Annotated in this window: 11 protein-coding genes; 2 read left to right on the top strand and 9 right to left on the bottom strand. The window is 67.4% G+C overall.

What is annotated here, in order from left to right:
* Positions 1-206 precede the first annotated feature (206 nt).
* The 9 genes from DIE17_RS30780 to DIE17_RS30820 all read right to left on the bottom strand — a co-directional run bounded on the left by DIE17_RS30780 (position 207) and on the right by DIE17_RS30820 (position 12,966).
* Positions 207-440: a flagellar transcriptional regulator FlhD gene (locus DIE17_RS30780; protein WP_044846956.1), complete on the bottom strand. Its 234-nt coding sequence runs from the start codon at positions 438-440 to the stop codon at positions 207-209.
* A gap of 215 nt (positions 441-655) precedes the next feature.
* Complete coding sequence (locus tag DIE17_RS30785) at positions 656-5,128, bottom strand: cellulose synthase subunit BcsC-related outer membrane protein (protein ID WP_124921535.1); 4,473 nt, start codon at positions 5,126-5,128, stop codon at positions 656-658.
* Between the two features lies 1 nt (position 5,129).
* Positions 5,130-7,637, bottom strand: coding sequence for a cellulose biosynthesis cyclic di-GMP-binding regulatory protein BcsB (gene bcsB, locus DIE17_RS30790; RefSeq protein ID WP_124646742.1), 2,508 nt, complete (start codon positions 7,635-7,637; stop codon positions 5,130-5,132).
* Between the two features lie 15 nt (positions 7,638-7,652).
* The gene (gene bcsA, locus DIE17_RS30795; protein WP_124646743.1) at positions 7,653-9,878 is read right to left on the bottom strand and encodes a UDP-forming cellulose synthase catalytic subunit; all 2,226 of its coding nucleotides are present in this window, start codon (positions 9,876-9,878) and stop codon (positions 7,653-7,655) included.
* Positions 9,827-10,606: a cellulose biosynthesis protein BcsQ gene (gene bcsQ, locus DIE17_RS30800; protein ID WP_124489818.1), complete on the bottom strand. Its 780-nt coding sequence runs from the start codon at positions 10,604-10,606 to the stop codon at positions 9,827-9,829. Before bcsQ ends, bcsA begins: the two co-directional genes overlap by 52 nt.
* Positions 10,603-11,028: a cellulose biosynthesis protein BcsP gene (bcsP, locus tag DIE17_RS30805; RefSeq protein ID WP_124646744.1), complete on the bottom strand. Its 426-nt coding sequence runs from the start codon at positions 11,026-11,028 to the stop codon at positions 10,603-10,605. The genes bcsQ and bcsP overlap by 4 nt, the downstream gene beginning before the upstream one ends.
* A 45-nt stretch (positions 11,029-11,073) precedes the next feature.
* The gene (gene bcsD / locus DIE17_RS30810) at positions 11,074-11,529 is read right to left on the bottom strand and encodes a cellulose biosynthesis protein BcsD (protein WP_124646745.1); all 456 of its coding nucleotides are present in this window, start codon (positions 11,527-11,529) and stop codon (positions 11,074-11,076) included.
* Between the two features lie 281 nt (positions 11,530-11,810).
* Positions 11,811-12,044 (bottom strand): flagellar transcriptional regulator FlhD, encoded by a 234-nt coding sequence (locus tag DIE17_RS30815; protein ID WP_124489821.1) that lies wholly within the window; start codon positions 12,042-12,044, stop codon positions 11,811-11,813.
* 724 nt (positions 12,045-12,768) lie between these two features.
* A complete protein-coding gene (locus tag DIE17_RS30820; protein WP_044846963.1) occupies positions 12,769-12,966 on the bottom strand; it encodes a flagellar transcriptional regulator FlhD in 198 nt (65 codons plus the stop codon).
* Positions 12,967-13,367: 401 nt separating this feature from the next.
* Here DIE17_RS30820 and galU point away from each other — a divergent pair, with 401 nt between their 5' ends.
* Both galU and DIE17_RS30830 read left to right on the top strand, forming a co-directional pair.
* A complete protein-coding gene (gene galU, locus DIE17_RS30825; RefSeq protein ID WP_044846964.1) occupies positions 13,368-14,252 on the top strand; it encodes a UTP--glucose-1-phosphate uridylyltransferase GalU in 885 nt (294 codons plus the stop codon).
* Positions 14,253-14,350: 98 nt separating this feature from the next.
* Positions 14,351-14,932: a phosphatase PAP2 family protein gene (locus tag DIE17_RS30830; protein ID WP_124921536.1), complete on the top strand. Its 582-nt coding sequence runs from the start codon at positions 14,351-14,353 to the stop codon at positions 14,930-14,932.
* The last annotated feature ends 27 nt before the right edge of the window (positions 14,933-14,959 follow it).

The following is a 14,959-nucleotide window of genomic DNA, read 5'->3' on the forward strand; positions in this document are numbered from 1 at the left end:
CTTGCCGACCACACCGCGAATGTCATATGCCTTGAAGATGGATTGGGAGATCATCGATTCTCTCTGGGTTGCGTGCACGAAGCAGTCGGACCGTTGCGTGATCGCGCACTGCGTTCGGATTCAGGATGCCGTCACGGCGCGCGTACGTCCCTGCGTCCTGACGACGGCGCCGTCCCGATGTCATGGCGAACCGTCGCGCGACGAACTCACGCACAGCCTGGCGCGAACTCGTCACGAAACTCGCAAAACAGCTTGCCGCGCGTGGCGAGGTGGTCGATCTGGGCCAGTGTCAGCGATGCGATGCGCGATGCCGTCATTTCCGAGACGCCGAGTTGTCGTGTGGCCTCGCTCCGGTTGACGAGGAGCAGCCACTTCGCAAGCATGAGATACGATCGATTGAATTCCGCGATCGCATCGGAAATGTCGTGTTGTTCGGCCATGGTCGGTCTTGAAGGGCCAGCGCGTGTGCTTTGCCGGTCGATTCGCTTCGACCCGGTGGTTCGGCACTCGCCGGATTTTCGATGACACACTGTACGTCGCGAACGCAGCGCCGGACCGACAAAGCTCTGAACGGATCCGCCAGCGCGCGCAGGCGCGCGTACCGTGGCGCGCACGTCGATTCGCGCGGCATCGCCACGGCGCGATGCGGATCCGTTCAGTCGGCGTCGGCGAGATACGGCGACGTGAACGCGCGCGGCGGGAACGCCGGCAGGCCGCCTTGCGGCGTAAAGCTGTAACGGAGATAGACGGCCGCCGTCCACTCGCGGTACTGATACGCATTGCCGAACGAAGCCGCTCCACCGACGGCCAGCTGCGGCGCGACCTGGTATTCGCCGCGCGCGGCGAGCGAATACGCGATGCCCGTCTTGCTGCGCGCGGGATACACGGCCCCCGCGTCCAGCCCTACCGCCTGGCTGGCGGCGGCATTCGCGGCCGCTTGCGCCTGCATGCCGGAATCGAGCGGGAAATACGGCACCGCGTTCTGCCGGTAATGCTGCACGCCGAACGAACCGCTCAAATCGTACGCAAACGCGCCCGTTCGTCCCGCGTACTCGACCGGTATATTCAGGATCACGTATTGCTGCGGACTGAAATAGCCGCCCTGGCCGTACGTGAAATACGACTGGTTCTTGCTGAAGCGCATCCATGTCGCATTGACGCCCACGGTGAGCGTCCGGTCGGCGTCGCGCAGCAGGCGCGTATAGGCGCCGCCGCTGCCCTTGCCGGCGAAGTTGCGTTCGACGTGATGGCCGTCGTAATAGTCGAACGCGCCCGCGACGTACGCGCCGCTGGTGCCGTCGTCCCAGCTCAGCGCGCCGCGCGCGCCGCTGCGCGTCACGCCGCCCCACTTGAGGCCGGCACTCGCATCGCGTGCGCCCGCGAACGAGAGCAGGCTGTCGGTCACCGCGCGACGCGTGACGGCCAGCGAGTAGGCCGCCCGATCGGTGATCGCACCATTGAAGCGCACGCCGCCGACCACATCCTGGTACGGGAACCCGACCGGCGTCGCGCCGATGTCGGCCTTCAATTGCTTGCCTTCGTAACCCAGGGAGAGACCGACGCCGCTCGCCGTTTCGGAACCCGGCGAGCCGCCGCCGGCCGACCGCGAGAGCCCCGCGCCGAACCGGGCGAGAGTCGGCACGTCGGTGGCCGAGTTGCCGCCGTCGAGCATGACCGGCGTGGCGGTCACGACGACGTGACCGTTGCCTGCCTTGATACGCCCTTCCAGCGGCGCCTCGATGTCGGTGAGGCCGGACAGCCCCGCCTCGCCCGTCCGGTTTCGGAACACGAGGCCGCCCGATGCCGTGCTGGCCTGCTCGCTGTTCACCTGGGCCAGTTCCGACGCGACGTCGAGCATCTGGGCGTTGGCGCCCGCGCCCGCATCCCGTTGCGGCGCACGGGCCACGGCCTCGCTTCCCGCATAGCCGGCCGGCGGCTGCGGGATATAGCGAGGCGGCGCATCGGCCTGCCCGTAGGCCGATGCAAGAACGGGCGCGCGCGCCGCGGCGACCTTCGTCCCGCCGCGGGCCGGCCGGGCCGGCCTCGCGCCCGACGCGGCCGCCGGCGAACCGGTCGCCGCCGCGGCCCGCGACGCGGGCGACATCGGCCACGGCGTGGCGACGTAGCCGGCACAGTCGTCGTTCGGATCGGACTGCGCCACGCATCCCGCGGACGCCCCCGCCGGCGGTACGTCCGCGGCAGGCTCCCGATAGGGCTGATAGGACTGGTAGGTCTGATAGCGCCGCGCGGTCGCGGGCCCGCCCGACTCGCCCGCGCCGGCGGCGGCCGGGCCATAGCCGCCGGGATCGGGCGTGACCGCCTGCGGCGGCATGGCGGGCGGCACCATGCGCGCGGCCGGCACGGCGGACGGGGTGACGTAGGTCGCGGGCGGCGCGGGAGGCATCGTATAGGGCACGGTCGGAGCGGAAGAAGACGGGGTGGACCAGGAAGGCACGCCTGGCAGCGGCGATACCGCGGCCCCGAAGCCGGTCGACGGATGAACGACATCGACGGCGGTCTTGCCTTCGAACGGATTGGTACCGGGCAGCGGGTTCGCGCCGATGCGCCGCATCGCGTCTTCCCAGCCGCGCGGCACGTTCGATGGCGCCGTCTTGCTGCCCGGCGGCGGCGTATTGGCGGCCAGCAGCGAACGCTGCAGATACTGCGCGGCGAGCGAAAGATTCCCCTCCGCGCGATACAGCCGGCCGGTCGCGGCAAGCAAGCCCGGGTCGTCGGGCGCGATACGCAGCGCCGTGGCCGCGAACGCTTCACCGTCGCGCCATGCCTTCGCGCTGCTCGCCGCGTAGATCGCCGCGACCAGCAAGCCCGTATCGTCGGGCCGGCGGGCCAGCGCGACCCGATAGCATTTCAGCGCGTTCGGCGCGTCGCCGGCCGACGTGTACAGCCGCGCGAGCGCGGCCTGGAGTTCGGGACTGTCCGGCATCGCGGCCAGCCACGGCGCGATGACGGCGTAGCCGCCGGCGAGGTCGCCGGCCTGGCGCACCGCATCGGCCTGACGCACGACGATCTCGAGGTTCAGGCGTTCGAAGTCGCCGCGCTGCGCGGGCGACAGCGGCAGCGCGGCAAGCCGGCGCATCGCGTCGCTCAGCAGCGCATCGTTGCGCACGGTCAGCAGCGTCCGCGCGTACTGCAGCAGCAAATCGGCGTTGTCCGGCTCGCGGGCCAGCGCACGCTGCACGATCCAGAGCGCACGCGACGTGTCGCCGGCCGCCGCATAGCCCGCCGACAACTGCGCCGCGAGTCCCGGCACCGACTGGCCGATCCCCTCGGCGTCGTGCAGCACCCCGAGCGCCTGCGCGCGGCGGCCTTCGCGCACCAGCCGTGTCGCGAGTGCAACCTGCTGGCCCACCCAGAGGCGGTGCTGCAACGTCGTCATCGCCGCCGTGCGTTGCGCGGGCGCGATGCGCTCCAGCCGCTGCAGCCCGAGGCTCCAGTCTTGCGTCTGCTCGGCCAGCAGCGCGCCGGCATAGAGTGCGTCGGTCATGTCGGGCCGTTCGGCCAGTAATCCGTCCATCATGCTGCGCGCCGACGCGATCGCGCCTTGCCGCACGTACACGCGCGCCAGATCCAGCCGCAGCCACGGATCGTCCGGATTGCCGGCAAGCGCGTCCTCGAACAGGCTGCGCGCCGTGCCCAGATCGCCGCGCGCTTCGGCTTGCCGCGCCTGCGCGGCCTCGGCCGTACGACGCAACCGGTCGAGGCCGCCGGCCTTCGACTGCTGCTCGGCGCTCAGTTGCGTCGCGAACTGCAACGCTTCGTCGCCGCGCCCCTGCGCGGCCAGTGCGCCGACCAGACCGCGTATCGCGTCCGGGTTGTCGGACTGACGCCGCAGCGCCATCCGGTACGCCTGCTCGGCGCCGCGCGCATCGCGATTCTCCAGCAGCGCGTCGCCGAGCATCACCTGCGCGGTGACGTTCGACGGATCCGCAAGAATCGCGCGTTCGAACAGCGCCTTCGCTCGCGCGAAGTCGCCGTTGCTTTGCGCGCCGAGCGCCTCGCTCGTGTACGACCAGTACGTCGCACTGCCGAGCGCCGAGCGCCAGCGCGCCGCATTCCCGCCTCGCGACGCGCGCTCCAGATCGCTCCGTGCCTGCGCGAAGTGCTCCTGCTTCAGCTCGACGATGCCGCGGCCGCCCAGCGCGTCGCTGTCGTTCGGCGACGTGGCGAGCACGGCATTGAAGCGGGCGCGCGCCGTGTCCAGATCGCCGCGCTCGAGTGCCGCGAAGCCATCCTCGATCGCGTGGCCGCGCGCTTCGTTCGATGCGCTGCGTTGATCGCCCTCGCGCGCGGTTTGATCCTGTCGCACCATGCTGTCGTAGCGCGCCTTGACCGGCGGATCGTCGGGCACCACCTTCAGATAGGCGAGGTAGCGCGCCTGATCCGACGGCCTGGCCGCGAGCCAGAGCAGCGCCTGGCGCCAGCTCTCGCGCGCCGCCTTCCCGACTTTCGCGTCGGCGGACAACGACTCGAGCCGCGCGATGCCGTCGCGGCGCGTCGCGTCGCGATAGGTCAGGTGCTGCGCATACGCGAGTGCGTAGCGCGGATCGTCGGGGTTGTCACGCGCGAGACGCTCCAGGCCGCGGCGGGCTTCGGCCCATCCGCTCGGCGTCGCCGCGAGCGCCTGGAAGTACTCGAGCTGCAGCGCGGGCGACGACGGCGCGCCTTGCAGCGCGCGCTGATACTGTTGCGCGGCCAGCGCGCTCTGCCCCGTCTGCGCGAGGCGGCGCGCGTCGCTGATCTCGCCGTCGCGCACGCTCGTCTCGCCCAGACGCTGGCCCAGCTCGTCGGTCCGCGCGAAGCCGGGCGCGATCCGGCGCAACTGTTCCAGGTAGCGGCGCGCACCGTCGACGTCCTTGCGATCGGCGAGCACCATGCCCATGCCGAACAGCGCGTCGGGCTGATTCGGATCGACGCCCAGCACCTTCTTCCAGGCCTGTGCCGCGAGGTCGCCCCGGCCATGCGCCTGCCAGTATCGCCCCTGATCGACGAGTACCTTCAGCGGGTCGCTGCCGGCCGCCGCCGCGTGCGGCAGTGTCAGCGCGAGCAGCAGACTCGCGATACCGCCCGCGCGGGCGGCGCCGAGCCCGCGTAACCGTCGGTTTCGCATGTCACTCCTTCAGCCGGCGCGCCGCACGCGCACGCAGCAGACGATAGAAGAGCGCCGCCGCGACGAACGCGGCCAGCACGCTGAACAGCGCAAGCAGCAGCGGACGCCCCGACAGAAACCAGCGCAGGTAAGTGAGCGGCGGCAGCGCACCGACGTGATACGACGTTTCGTTCGACGTCACCGTGACGGTGCGATCGCGAATCACGACCATCGCGCCCTGGACCGACGTGAGCATGTCGTCGTCGAGCAGTGCGCGGCCGAGCGCCTCGTCCGCCTGCCCGCTCGCGCTGATCAACGCGACGGCGCTGCGCGTCTTGCGCAACGGCGACTCGAAGCCGGCGATCAGCGCGCGCGTGCCGTCCGAGACGATCGACAGGCCGGCGCGCACGCGTTCGCGCTCGGCGCCAGGCGACGGCGCCGCCTCGGCGCCGCCGAACAGGCCACCGAACCGGCCGTCAAACAGGCCGCTGTCGCGATCGGTGCCGAACGGCATGCGCGCCGCCCAGCGGGTCAGCAGCGGCTGGGTGTCCGGCGCGCCGAGAATCAGCAGATCCTTGGACGCGAACGCGCCGACACCGGCGGCGTCGGTCACCGTCACACCGCTGACCGGATAGCCCGTCGACACGCCCATGCGCCCCATCGCGAGCAGGTACAGGCCGTAGACGTCCGCGCCCGGCTCGGCGGGCAGCACGACGGCCGTGTCCGACAGGTCGGCCATCCGTGTGAACGGAAAGCCGCTGTTTGCAAACGCGGCGAGGTCGGGCAGCGCCTTGTAGTGCGGAAACGACGACACGTCGATCGTCGAGTCCGGGTCGATCGAACCCGCGACGTTCTGCAGCAGCCGCCCCGTGCATCGGCCCATGTCCGGGATCTCGTAGAAGAAGTGCAGCTGCAACGGCGTGCGCGGCGTGAGCAGCAGCGGCGGCACGTGCAGCGTCGCGCGGTCGATACCGTTGGCGACGAACGGCAGGTAGCGGCTCAGGCTCCAGCGCGACGTTTCCCGTGCCGGGATCGGCAGCGCCTTCACGAACGTGTCGCCGACGCTCAGGTTGAGCGACGAACGGTCCGCGCGCAGCGTCGGCGTGTAGCGATAACGCAGGTCGATCGGCGCGCCGCGCGTATCCCAGGTGAACAGATCGGGGGCGACGCGCAGATCGATCCGGACGGCGCCCGCGTCGTAGCCGGACACGCTGAGCGCGCGCCCCTCGGCCAGTTCGCCGAGCCGCACCGGGCGCGTCGACGACAGCCAGTTCGGCGCGTCGTACGGCACGCGCGGCGCGACGTTCTCGAGCCGGCTCACCGTGGCATGCGTACCCGCGAGCGTCTTGCTGCCGAGCACGAGCGTGAGCGCGGCGACCTTCACTTCGTCCGGCGTGCGACCGAGCACCAGCAGCAGCTGGCCGTGAGCCGGCGCCTGCCGCTCGACGACGGCGAGCGTCGGTCCGTCGATCGCCGGCAGCGTCACACCGTCCAGACGATCGTCGGCCGTCGCGAATACCACCGCATTGCCCGATTCAGGCAGGCCGCCGGGGCGGGCCGGAAACCGCGCGCCGCGATACGAGGCCAGCGCGCCGAACCACGACGCGACGATGCCCGCCGCTTCCAGCGTCTCCCGCGGCGGTCGCGCGGCGAATGCGAACGGCAGCTCGAGCCGCCGGACGTCCCGCGAATCGAAGAACGGCGCGGGCAGGACGCCGAGTTCCGGCCGCTCCGGCAACGCCGCGTAGGTCAGCTCGAGCCGGCTCGCGTTGCTCACCGTTGCCCACAGCGACGAGTTGGCGGGATCCTCGCAGTCTTTCGTGTAATGACCGATCAACTGAATGTTCAGATGGTTGTACTCGGTGACGAAGCGCGGATCGATCGACACGTCGCGCGCAACCGTCATGCCGGCTTGAGCGGCCGGCAACGGCAGCGTCGCCGCCACTTCGCCGTTGATCAGCACCTTGAGCTGCGACAGATCCGGCAGCAGCGCGGGCGAGTAGCTGTAGACCAGATGCAGCGTCGCGCCCATGACGACCTCGTCGCGCCGGACGGAGAACGCGATGCCGTTCTGGCCGTCGGTGCCCCGCAGCTGCAGCGGATCGCGTGCCCCGAGATCCGCGAACGTCAATGCCTGGCGCCGGCCGCCGGGCACGAGCGTGCCGGGCTCGGCCGTGGTCGGCAGCATACCGAAGCGGCGACGCGCGGCGTCGGCCGCCGGCACCGGTTCGGCGAGCGGCGCGGGGCGCGCGGTGTCGGGCCCGACGACTATGGCCGGCGACGGCGGCGCCGCATCGCCCGACGACATCGCGCCATCCGCCGCCCGCATTGCGCCGGGTGCCTGCATCCCGGTGGCCGCGGCCCAGCTGCCCGATGCGATGCCGCTCGCCATTGCCCAGAGCAGTAGCGACACCATCCTGCGCGACACGCGCGCATACCGGCCGACACGTGCAGGAACCGCGACAACCGCGCCCTGCGAAATGCACGCCTTGCGGCGCGTGCTGCCGCGCTGTCGCGACGCCCACGTCATTCTTTCCGCCTCATGCTATTTTTTTTCGTTGCTGCGGCCGCCGCGCGCGTACACGCGCAGGTCCGCGTACAGGCGCGCGATCAGGCGAAGCAAGCCCTGCACGCCGACCTTCAACAGATGCAGGAACGCACGCAGCGGCGAATCGGGACGGCGGCCGTCCGTCCAGTCGATCCATGCGTCGGCTCGGGCAAAGGTCGAACTGACGAGATCGAACTCCTGCTGCTGCGACAGGCTCTCGAACCGGATGCCGACGCGCCCCGGTTCGACGTATTCGACCGTCGCGGGAAATGCGTACTCTTCGACACCGCGAAACAGCGATACCGTCACCGGTTCGCCACGCGGAATGCGCGCATCGTCGGGGACTGCCACGCCGATCCCGCCCTCCGAGTAGTCACGCGTTTCGCATGCCAGCGTCCGGCCATTCGCGAAGCGCAGCATGACCGGAATCCGCGCCGCGACACGATGGGACACGCGTACCTGCCGGCGCTCGTTCGCCGCCGCGACGGCGAGCCCCAGAATCAGGATGTTGTAGGTCGTCCATGCCAGGTTGAACGCCGTCGTCTGGACTTCGCTGCCGACATGACGGTTGAGCGACAGGTTCAGGACGCCCACCGCGAGGCCGATCGCGTTCAGGACCACCAGGCTCAGATACGGTTTCGACACCGCCCAGTCGAAGTAGCCGCGGTCGATCCGTCCGCCCTTGGCCGTCACGTTGAACTTGCCCAGCCGGGGATTGATCAGCGCAAGCATCGTCGGCAGCGCGATGTACGACGCGAGCACGGCTTCGTAGACTTCGGCCCAGAACGAATGCCGGAAGCGGCCCTGCATCCGCGAGTTCGTCACGTTTGCATGGATGACGTGGGGCAGCGCATAGAGCGCAAGCATCGTGGCCGGGGCATGGATCACATGTGCGTCGAAGAACAGGAACGACAGCGGTGCGGTCAGGAACACGAGCCGCGGGATCCCGTAGAAAAAATGCATCATCGCGTTCAGGTAGCACAGCCGCTGGCTCAGCGTCAGTCCGCGCCCGAACAGCGGGTTGTCGATGCGGAATATCTGCGTCATGCCGCGCGCCCAGCGGATGCGCTGGCCGATGTGCCCGGTCAGGCTCTCGGTGGCCAGCCCCGCCGCCTGCGGTATCGCAAGATAGGCCGTCGTATAGCCGCGGCGATGCAGCTTGAGCGCGGTGTGCGCATCCTCGGTCACCGTCTCCGTCGCGATGCCGCCGATCTCCTCCACCATCGAGCGGCGCATCAGCGCGCACGATCCGCAGAAAAACGTCGCGTTCCAGAGATCGTTGCCGTCCTGCACCAGTCCGTAGAACAGTTCGCCTTCGTTCGGCACCTTTCTGAAAATGCCGAGGTTGCGCTCGAACGGGTCCGGCGAAAAAAAGTGATGCGGCGTCTGCAGCATCGACAGCTTCGGATCCCGAATGAACCAGCCTAGACAGATCTGCAGGAACGAGCGCGTCGGCACATGATCGCAATCGAAGATCGCGATGTATTCGCCGTCGGTGATCTTCAACGCTTCGTTGAGGTTGCCGGCCTTGGCATGGCGATTGTGATCGCGAATCGTCCAGTGCACGCCGACCGACTCGCAGAACGCGCGGAATTCCTGGCGACGTCCGTCGTCCAGCACGTGGATCGACAGCTTGTCGGCCGGGTAATCCAGCGCGAGCGCCGCGTAGATGGTCGGCTTGACGACGCTCAACGGTTCGTTGTACGTCGGAATGAACACGTCGACGCTCGGCCAATGCGCACGCGACGCGGGCAACGGCAGCGGCTTGCGCCCGAGCGGCCACGCGGTCTGGAAGTAGCCGAGGATCAGCACCGCCGCCGCATAGACTTCGGCCGCCGCGAGCAGCGTGCCCCACACCGCGTCGAGCGGATGCGACCACACCAGCGTGCCGGACAATCTCCAATACATGTACCGGCCGGTGGCCACCACCGACAGCACGATCATCACGAGCGTCGCATAGCGTCCGCCCAGGCGACGGACCACCAGCGAACAGGCGATGCAGCAGGTGGCGAACACGAGCTGCCCGATCGCGTCGAGCGGCACCGTACACACGAAATACAGCGCCAGCAGCGTGCATGCGGCCACCGGCAGCGCGACGAACCAGCCGCTCCCGGGCAATGCATCGACGAACCGGTCGACCGCCGACGGCCGCGCGACCTCCCCGCGGGCGCTCAAGCGATGCTCCGCGCGGTGTCGCGCCGATCGAGCACGCGCTCGAGCCATGCACCGCACGCGTTCAGATCGGCGGCGGCCTGCGAACGCGGGTCGTAGCGATTCACGGTCGTCCGGGACGCGAGCGATTCCGCGACTCCTTCATCGCGGTGAATCACGCCGCCGAACCGGGCCGCGCCGAGGCTGTCGCACAGCACGCGCAGCACATCGCGGCCCAGCTCGCGCGACTGATCGACCTGATTGACCACGTAGCCGTCACCCACGAAATCCGCGCGGCTCGCGGCATACGCGTCGAGCATCCGCCGCATCTGCGGAATCGTTGCGTACGAGGCCGCATCGGCCAGCACGACCTTGAGCACGAAATGCGCGGCCGTCAGCGCGGCGCGCATGTATACCGAGGTGCCCGGCGGCGTATCGATGATCACGATGTCGTCGTCGCCGAGCCCGAGCGCGGCAAGCCCGTGCGCGAGCCACGACGGATCGCGGTCGAGCAGCCGCTCGAAACGGCGTTGATCCGTTTCGCTGACCAGGCCGAACGGAAACACCGTGATCCCGTCGACGACCACCGCCGGCCAGTTCAGCCTGTCGAGCGCGGCATGGGCGAGCCCGTCGGTCATGTCGAGCGGCACGCCGAAATGCAGCTTCAGCGCATTCTGCGGATCGAGATCCACCACGCTCACGCGCCGGCGCCGCGACGCCGCCAACACGGCCGCGAGATTCGCCGCCAGCGTCGTCTTGCCGACGCCGCCCTTTGCCGAAGCGATCGCGACGATTTTCATGAGCGGCCGGTCCACACCGATGGCTTCTTCGGCGCCTCTCCCGTCGGCTCCGTGCGCAGCCGCTCGAACAACCGAACCAGCGGCAGTGACGGACCTTGCGTGTCCGTGCCATCCGATGCCGCCGGCCTGCCAACCAGCTTCTTCAGCGTGCCGGATGCTGGTTCCCGTCCGCCGTTATCCTGCGCGGACGCAGGCAACGCACGCGTGTCGGCCAGTACGATTTTGCGCAGGCTATGCGCGCCGTCCGGCGACCCTGCGCCCGGCTGCCCCTGCGACGCGCTCGCGCGCAATTCGACACCGCCGAGCAGCGGCCAACGCGCGCGGGCCACTTCGGCATCCGCTTCCGCACGTACTTCGTGATAGCGTCCGGCATCGCCGCCAAAACGCTTGAACAACGATTCGATATCCCGTGAAGTCGACATAGCGTGCCCATTGGTTGTCGCGGAAGTTCCGGCCGGCCCGGTCGCTCAGCTCTTTGCGCGCGCAACACGCAGCTCGATCCGCGAATCGTCCGGCGGCGCGACGTCCTGCGTCACGCGCAAACCGGTCGCGCCGACACTGTCGAACCAGCCCTGATACGCGCCTTCGAGGAAGGCGGAAGACCATGCGAGACAGCCGTCGCCGAACGCGCGCAACGGCGCGGCGTAATGAACGATGCGCAGGAAATCGTGCTCGTCGGACAGTTCGGCGTAACCCCACTGGATGTCGCGCCAGCGGGCATTCAATGCATCCGCGAGATCGTCCGTCGACTCGCAAGGGCCAAGTGGATGCGCGGCTGCGAAGCGCATGCCGATGCGCGCCATCAATTGCCTCAGCTCGTCCCGATCGAGCTGATCGGTGAATTCACCGGCCAATGCCTCCAGGAAGCCGCGCCATTGGATCGATACTTGGCGCTCGAGTAGATGCTCCAACATTCCCTGCATGGACGACGAATCCCCGGTGAAAGACAATTATCGGCGTGGCCGCATCGTGTGCTTCGCGTGCGGACATCGTGGCAACAGCGTTTTTGCGCATCGTAGCGAATCCAATTAGACGAATGGGATTCGACATCTAGCCGAAAAACGCCAAACTATCGGCCACCGCCGACAATTGACGGCTGCGGCCTCGGCGGCAGCCGAGCTGCGATCGGTCGCGGACATGCAAGCCGGTATACGGCCAGGCTCGTGCGCGGCGCGACGCATGAAACGTTCGAAAGGTTGCCGTATCAGGCCCGGCCGGGCGAGGATTCCGCGCGGAATTCGCAGAACAGTTCGCGACGCTCGGCGAGTTCGTCGATCTGTGCCGGCGTCAATTCGGCGACGATCGCAGCCGTCTCATCCGACATGCCCAGTTGTTGTTTCGCCGCTTCGCGATCCGCTTGCAGCAAGCGCTGGGCAAGCGTCAGATACGAACGGTTGAATTCCGCAATCGCGTCGAAGATGTCGTCCTGTTCGGGCATGGGCGTTCCTGATTTTGGACGGTGATTGCATTCAGCCGGCCGCAGGGCGCGTATTGGCAATACGCGGAGTGTCGGCCCCGCACTCTACGTGTCGCGCACGGCGACGAGCGGACAAAACCTAGCGGTAATCCGCCACCTCGCGGGTTGCCCGTATTTCCGTTCGTGAATGCACGACACGACGGACCGGCGACATGCGGTTCGGCAAAGTCGCGTGAAGATCGCCGGCCCACCCAAATCCTTGCCGGAACGCGCAGCGCCGCCGGCAGATGCCTGCTATGCAGCCCGTATCACGCGCTCGCGCCAGAAATCCCCGCGGGCGCCGAAAATCTTGCTGCACCATTTGGTACCGTCCCAATACACGGGAAAGCCGTATGGATGTCCCGGCCATCGGCCCTCACACCACATCGGTTGCGCGGGAGGATCGGTGCATGGAAGCCAGACACCGGCCCAGCCGGTGCGCTGCCGTTGTTCGGATATCGTCATGGTGTCTATGGTCGAATGCGTCATGGTGACTCCACTTTCGCCCTTCTGTTTGGCAATTGCGTTTCAACGCTAAATATATTTCGTTCGGTTCTTTTTCTTCCTTCGCATATAGCGGGACCGTGGCGCGTTTTCGTCCATGCATGCCGGAAACTCGACGGCTCCCGGCAGCGGGGCCACCATCGCAATCCGGCCCGCACATTTGCCAGCAGGTGTTGCGACGAGACGACGCCAGCGTTGCCAGCTACGGCTGCGATCCGCGGCCGACCAGCGCTTCGATCTCGGTTGGCGTCAGCGCGATGATCCGTGACGCGATCTGATTCGAGATGCCCAACTCGCGTGCCGCGACCTCGCAATCGATCTTCAACATCTGCTGCATCAGTTCGAGATAGGCAGGATCGAGTGCGCCCAACGCCCGGCAAATATCATCCTCTTCCGTCATCACGCTCTCCTAAAGACATGCCCGTGAACGCGATGCATCGGCACACACTCGCATCTGCAAAATCCGACCGGGTTCCGGGCTTTCGCTTCGAACCGTATCCCAACCAAGCGAACGCCTGTCGACAAACGACAGCCGTCATCCGCTATATAACGCCGAGCCGGCCATTTGCACACTGTTTCAAAATAATTCTTGCGCCGACGTATGGTTTCCCAATCAACCTGTCGGATTCGTCCAAGATTCAGTCGCCGCTTTATTTCCGAACACATTAGGATTTCCCGAATCGCACGTGCGCGGCCGGGCAATTGCGTCCTGTGCGACTTCGAATCTCTTGTTGCGTCCGGACACCGACATCGCACCTCGACGTTGTCTGCTCTTCATTCCGAACTCATGGAATTACCACTATGTTGAAAGTGACGAAAGCCGTCTTTCCGGTCGCCGGCCTGGGCACGCGGTTCCTGCCGGCCACCAAGGCCAGTCCCAAGGAAATGCTGCCGGTCGTGGACAAACCATTGATCCAGTATGCGGTCGAGGAAGCGATCGAAGCGGGCATCACGGAGATGATTTTCGTGACCGGACGCAGCAAGCGCGCGATCGAGGATCATTTCGACAAGTCCTACGAGATCGAGGCCGAACTCGAGGCACGCGGCAAGGACAAGCTGCTGTCGCTGGTGCGCAGCATCAAGCCGAGCCATGTCGACTGCTTTTACGTGCGCCAGGCCGAAGCGCTCGGGCTCGGTCATGCCGTGCTGTGCGCGGAGAAGCTCGTCGGCGACAATCCGTTCGCGGTGATCCTCGCCGACGATTTGCTCGATGGCCCGAAGCCGGTGTTACGCCAGATGATCGACGTCTTCGATCACTATCACGCGTCGGTCATCGGGGTCGAGGAAATCGCTCCTGAAGATTCGAAATCCTATGGCGTGATCGACGGCAAGCGCTGGGAAGACGATCTCTTCAAGCTGTCCGGCATCGTCGAGAAGCCCGAACCGGCGAATGCGCCGTCGAACTTCGGGGTCGTCGGCCGTTACGTGCTGAAACCGAAGATCTTCGAGCATCTCCGCGGGCTCAAACCCGGCGCGGGCGGCGAATTGCAATTGACCGACGCGATCCAGTCGCTGCTCACCGATGAACAGGTGCTCGCGTATCGCTACGACGGCACGCGCTTCGATTGCGGCAGCAAGCTCGGGTACCTGAAGGCGACGATCGAGTTCGCGCTGCGGCATCCGGAGGTTGCGGCGGACTTCGAGCGGTATTTGCTTGCGCGGATGTCGGAACAGCTGGTCGTCTGATGCCGATCGTGCGCCGCGGTGACGCGCGGCGCGTCGCGTTGCCGGCTTTTCATCCCACGAGCGATCGATAACTCCGTTTCGTCCAGCGAGGACCGGACATGTGGCTCGCTATCGGCAACCTCGGTGACGCGGCGCTGACGCTGCCGCTTGCCGCCATCTGTTTCGCGTGGCTCACTCGTTCGATGTATGGCTGGCGCATTGCGTTGTCGTGGGTCGTGCTGCTTGCCGTCGCGATGCTCGCCGTCGGACTGACGAAAGTTCTCTATGCCGGATGCGGGTTGCAGATCCGCTCGATGAACTTCCGCATGATCAGCGGGCACACGATGCTTGCCGCGACTGTCTGGCCGATGGCGTGCCTGCTGATGCTGCACGACGGGTGGAACGTTCGCCCTGGCCCGGCGCTGTTGCCGGGGCTCGTCCTCGCCGCGACGATCGGCGTTGCACGCGTACGCGACGATGCACATAGCGCGTCCGAGGTGATCGCGGGGTGGATGCTCGGCGCGCTCGTTACCGTCGTGTTGTTGAAACGATGGACGGACGCACCGATCCTGCCGCCGGCCATGCGTCCGCTCGCCGTGGCTTCGACGCTTGCCGTGTCCGCCGTCGCCTACGGATATCACGCACCGATTCAGGCGGCGATCGAGATGTATTCGCCGCTGGTTTGCACGCGTCTTTTCTGACGACTGTCTGCCGCATCGGGTAACGCT

It is taken from the genome of Burkholderia sp. Bp9099, assembly GCF_003857805.1.
Taxonomy (GTDB): domain Bacteria; phylum Pseudomonadota; class Gammaproteobacteria; order Burkholderiales; family Burkholderiaceae; genus Burkholderia.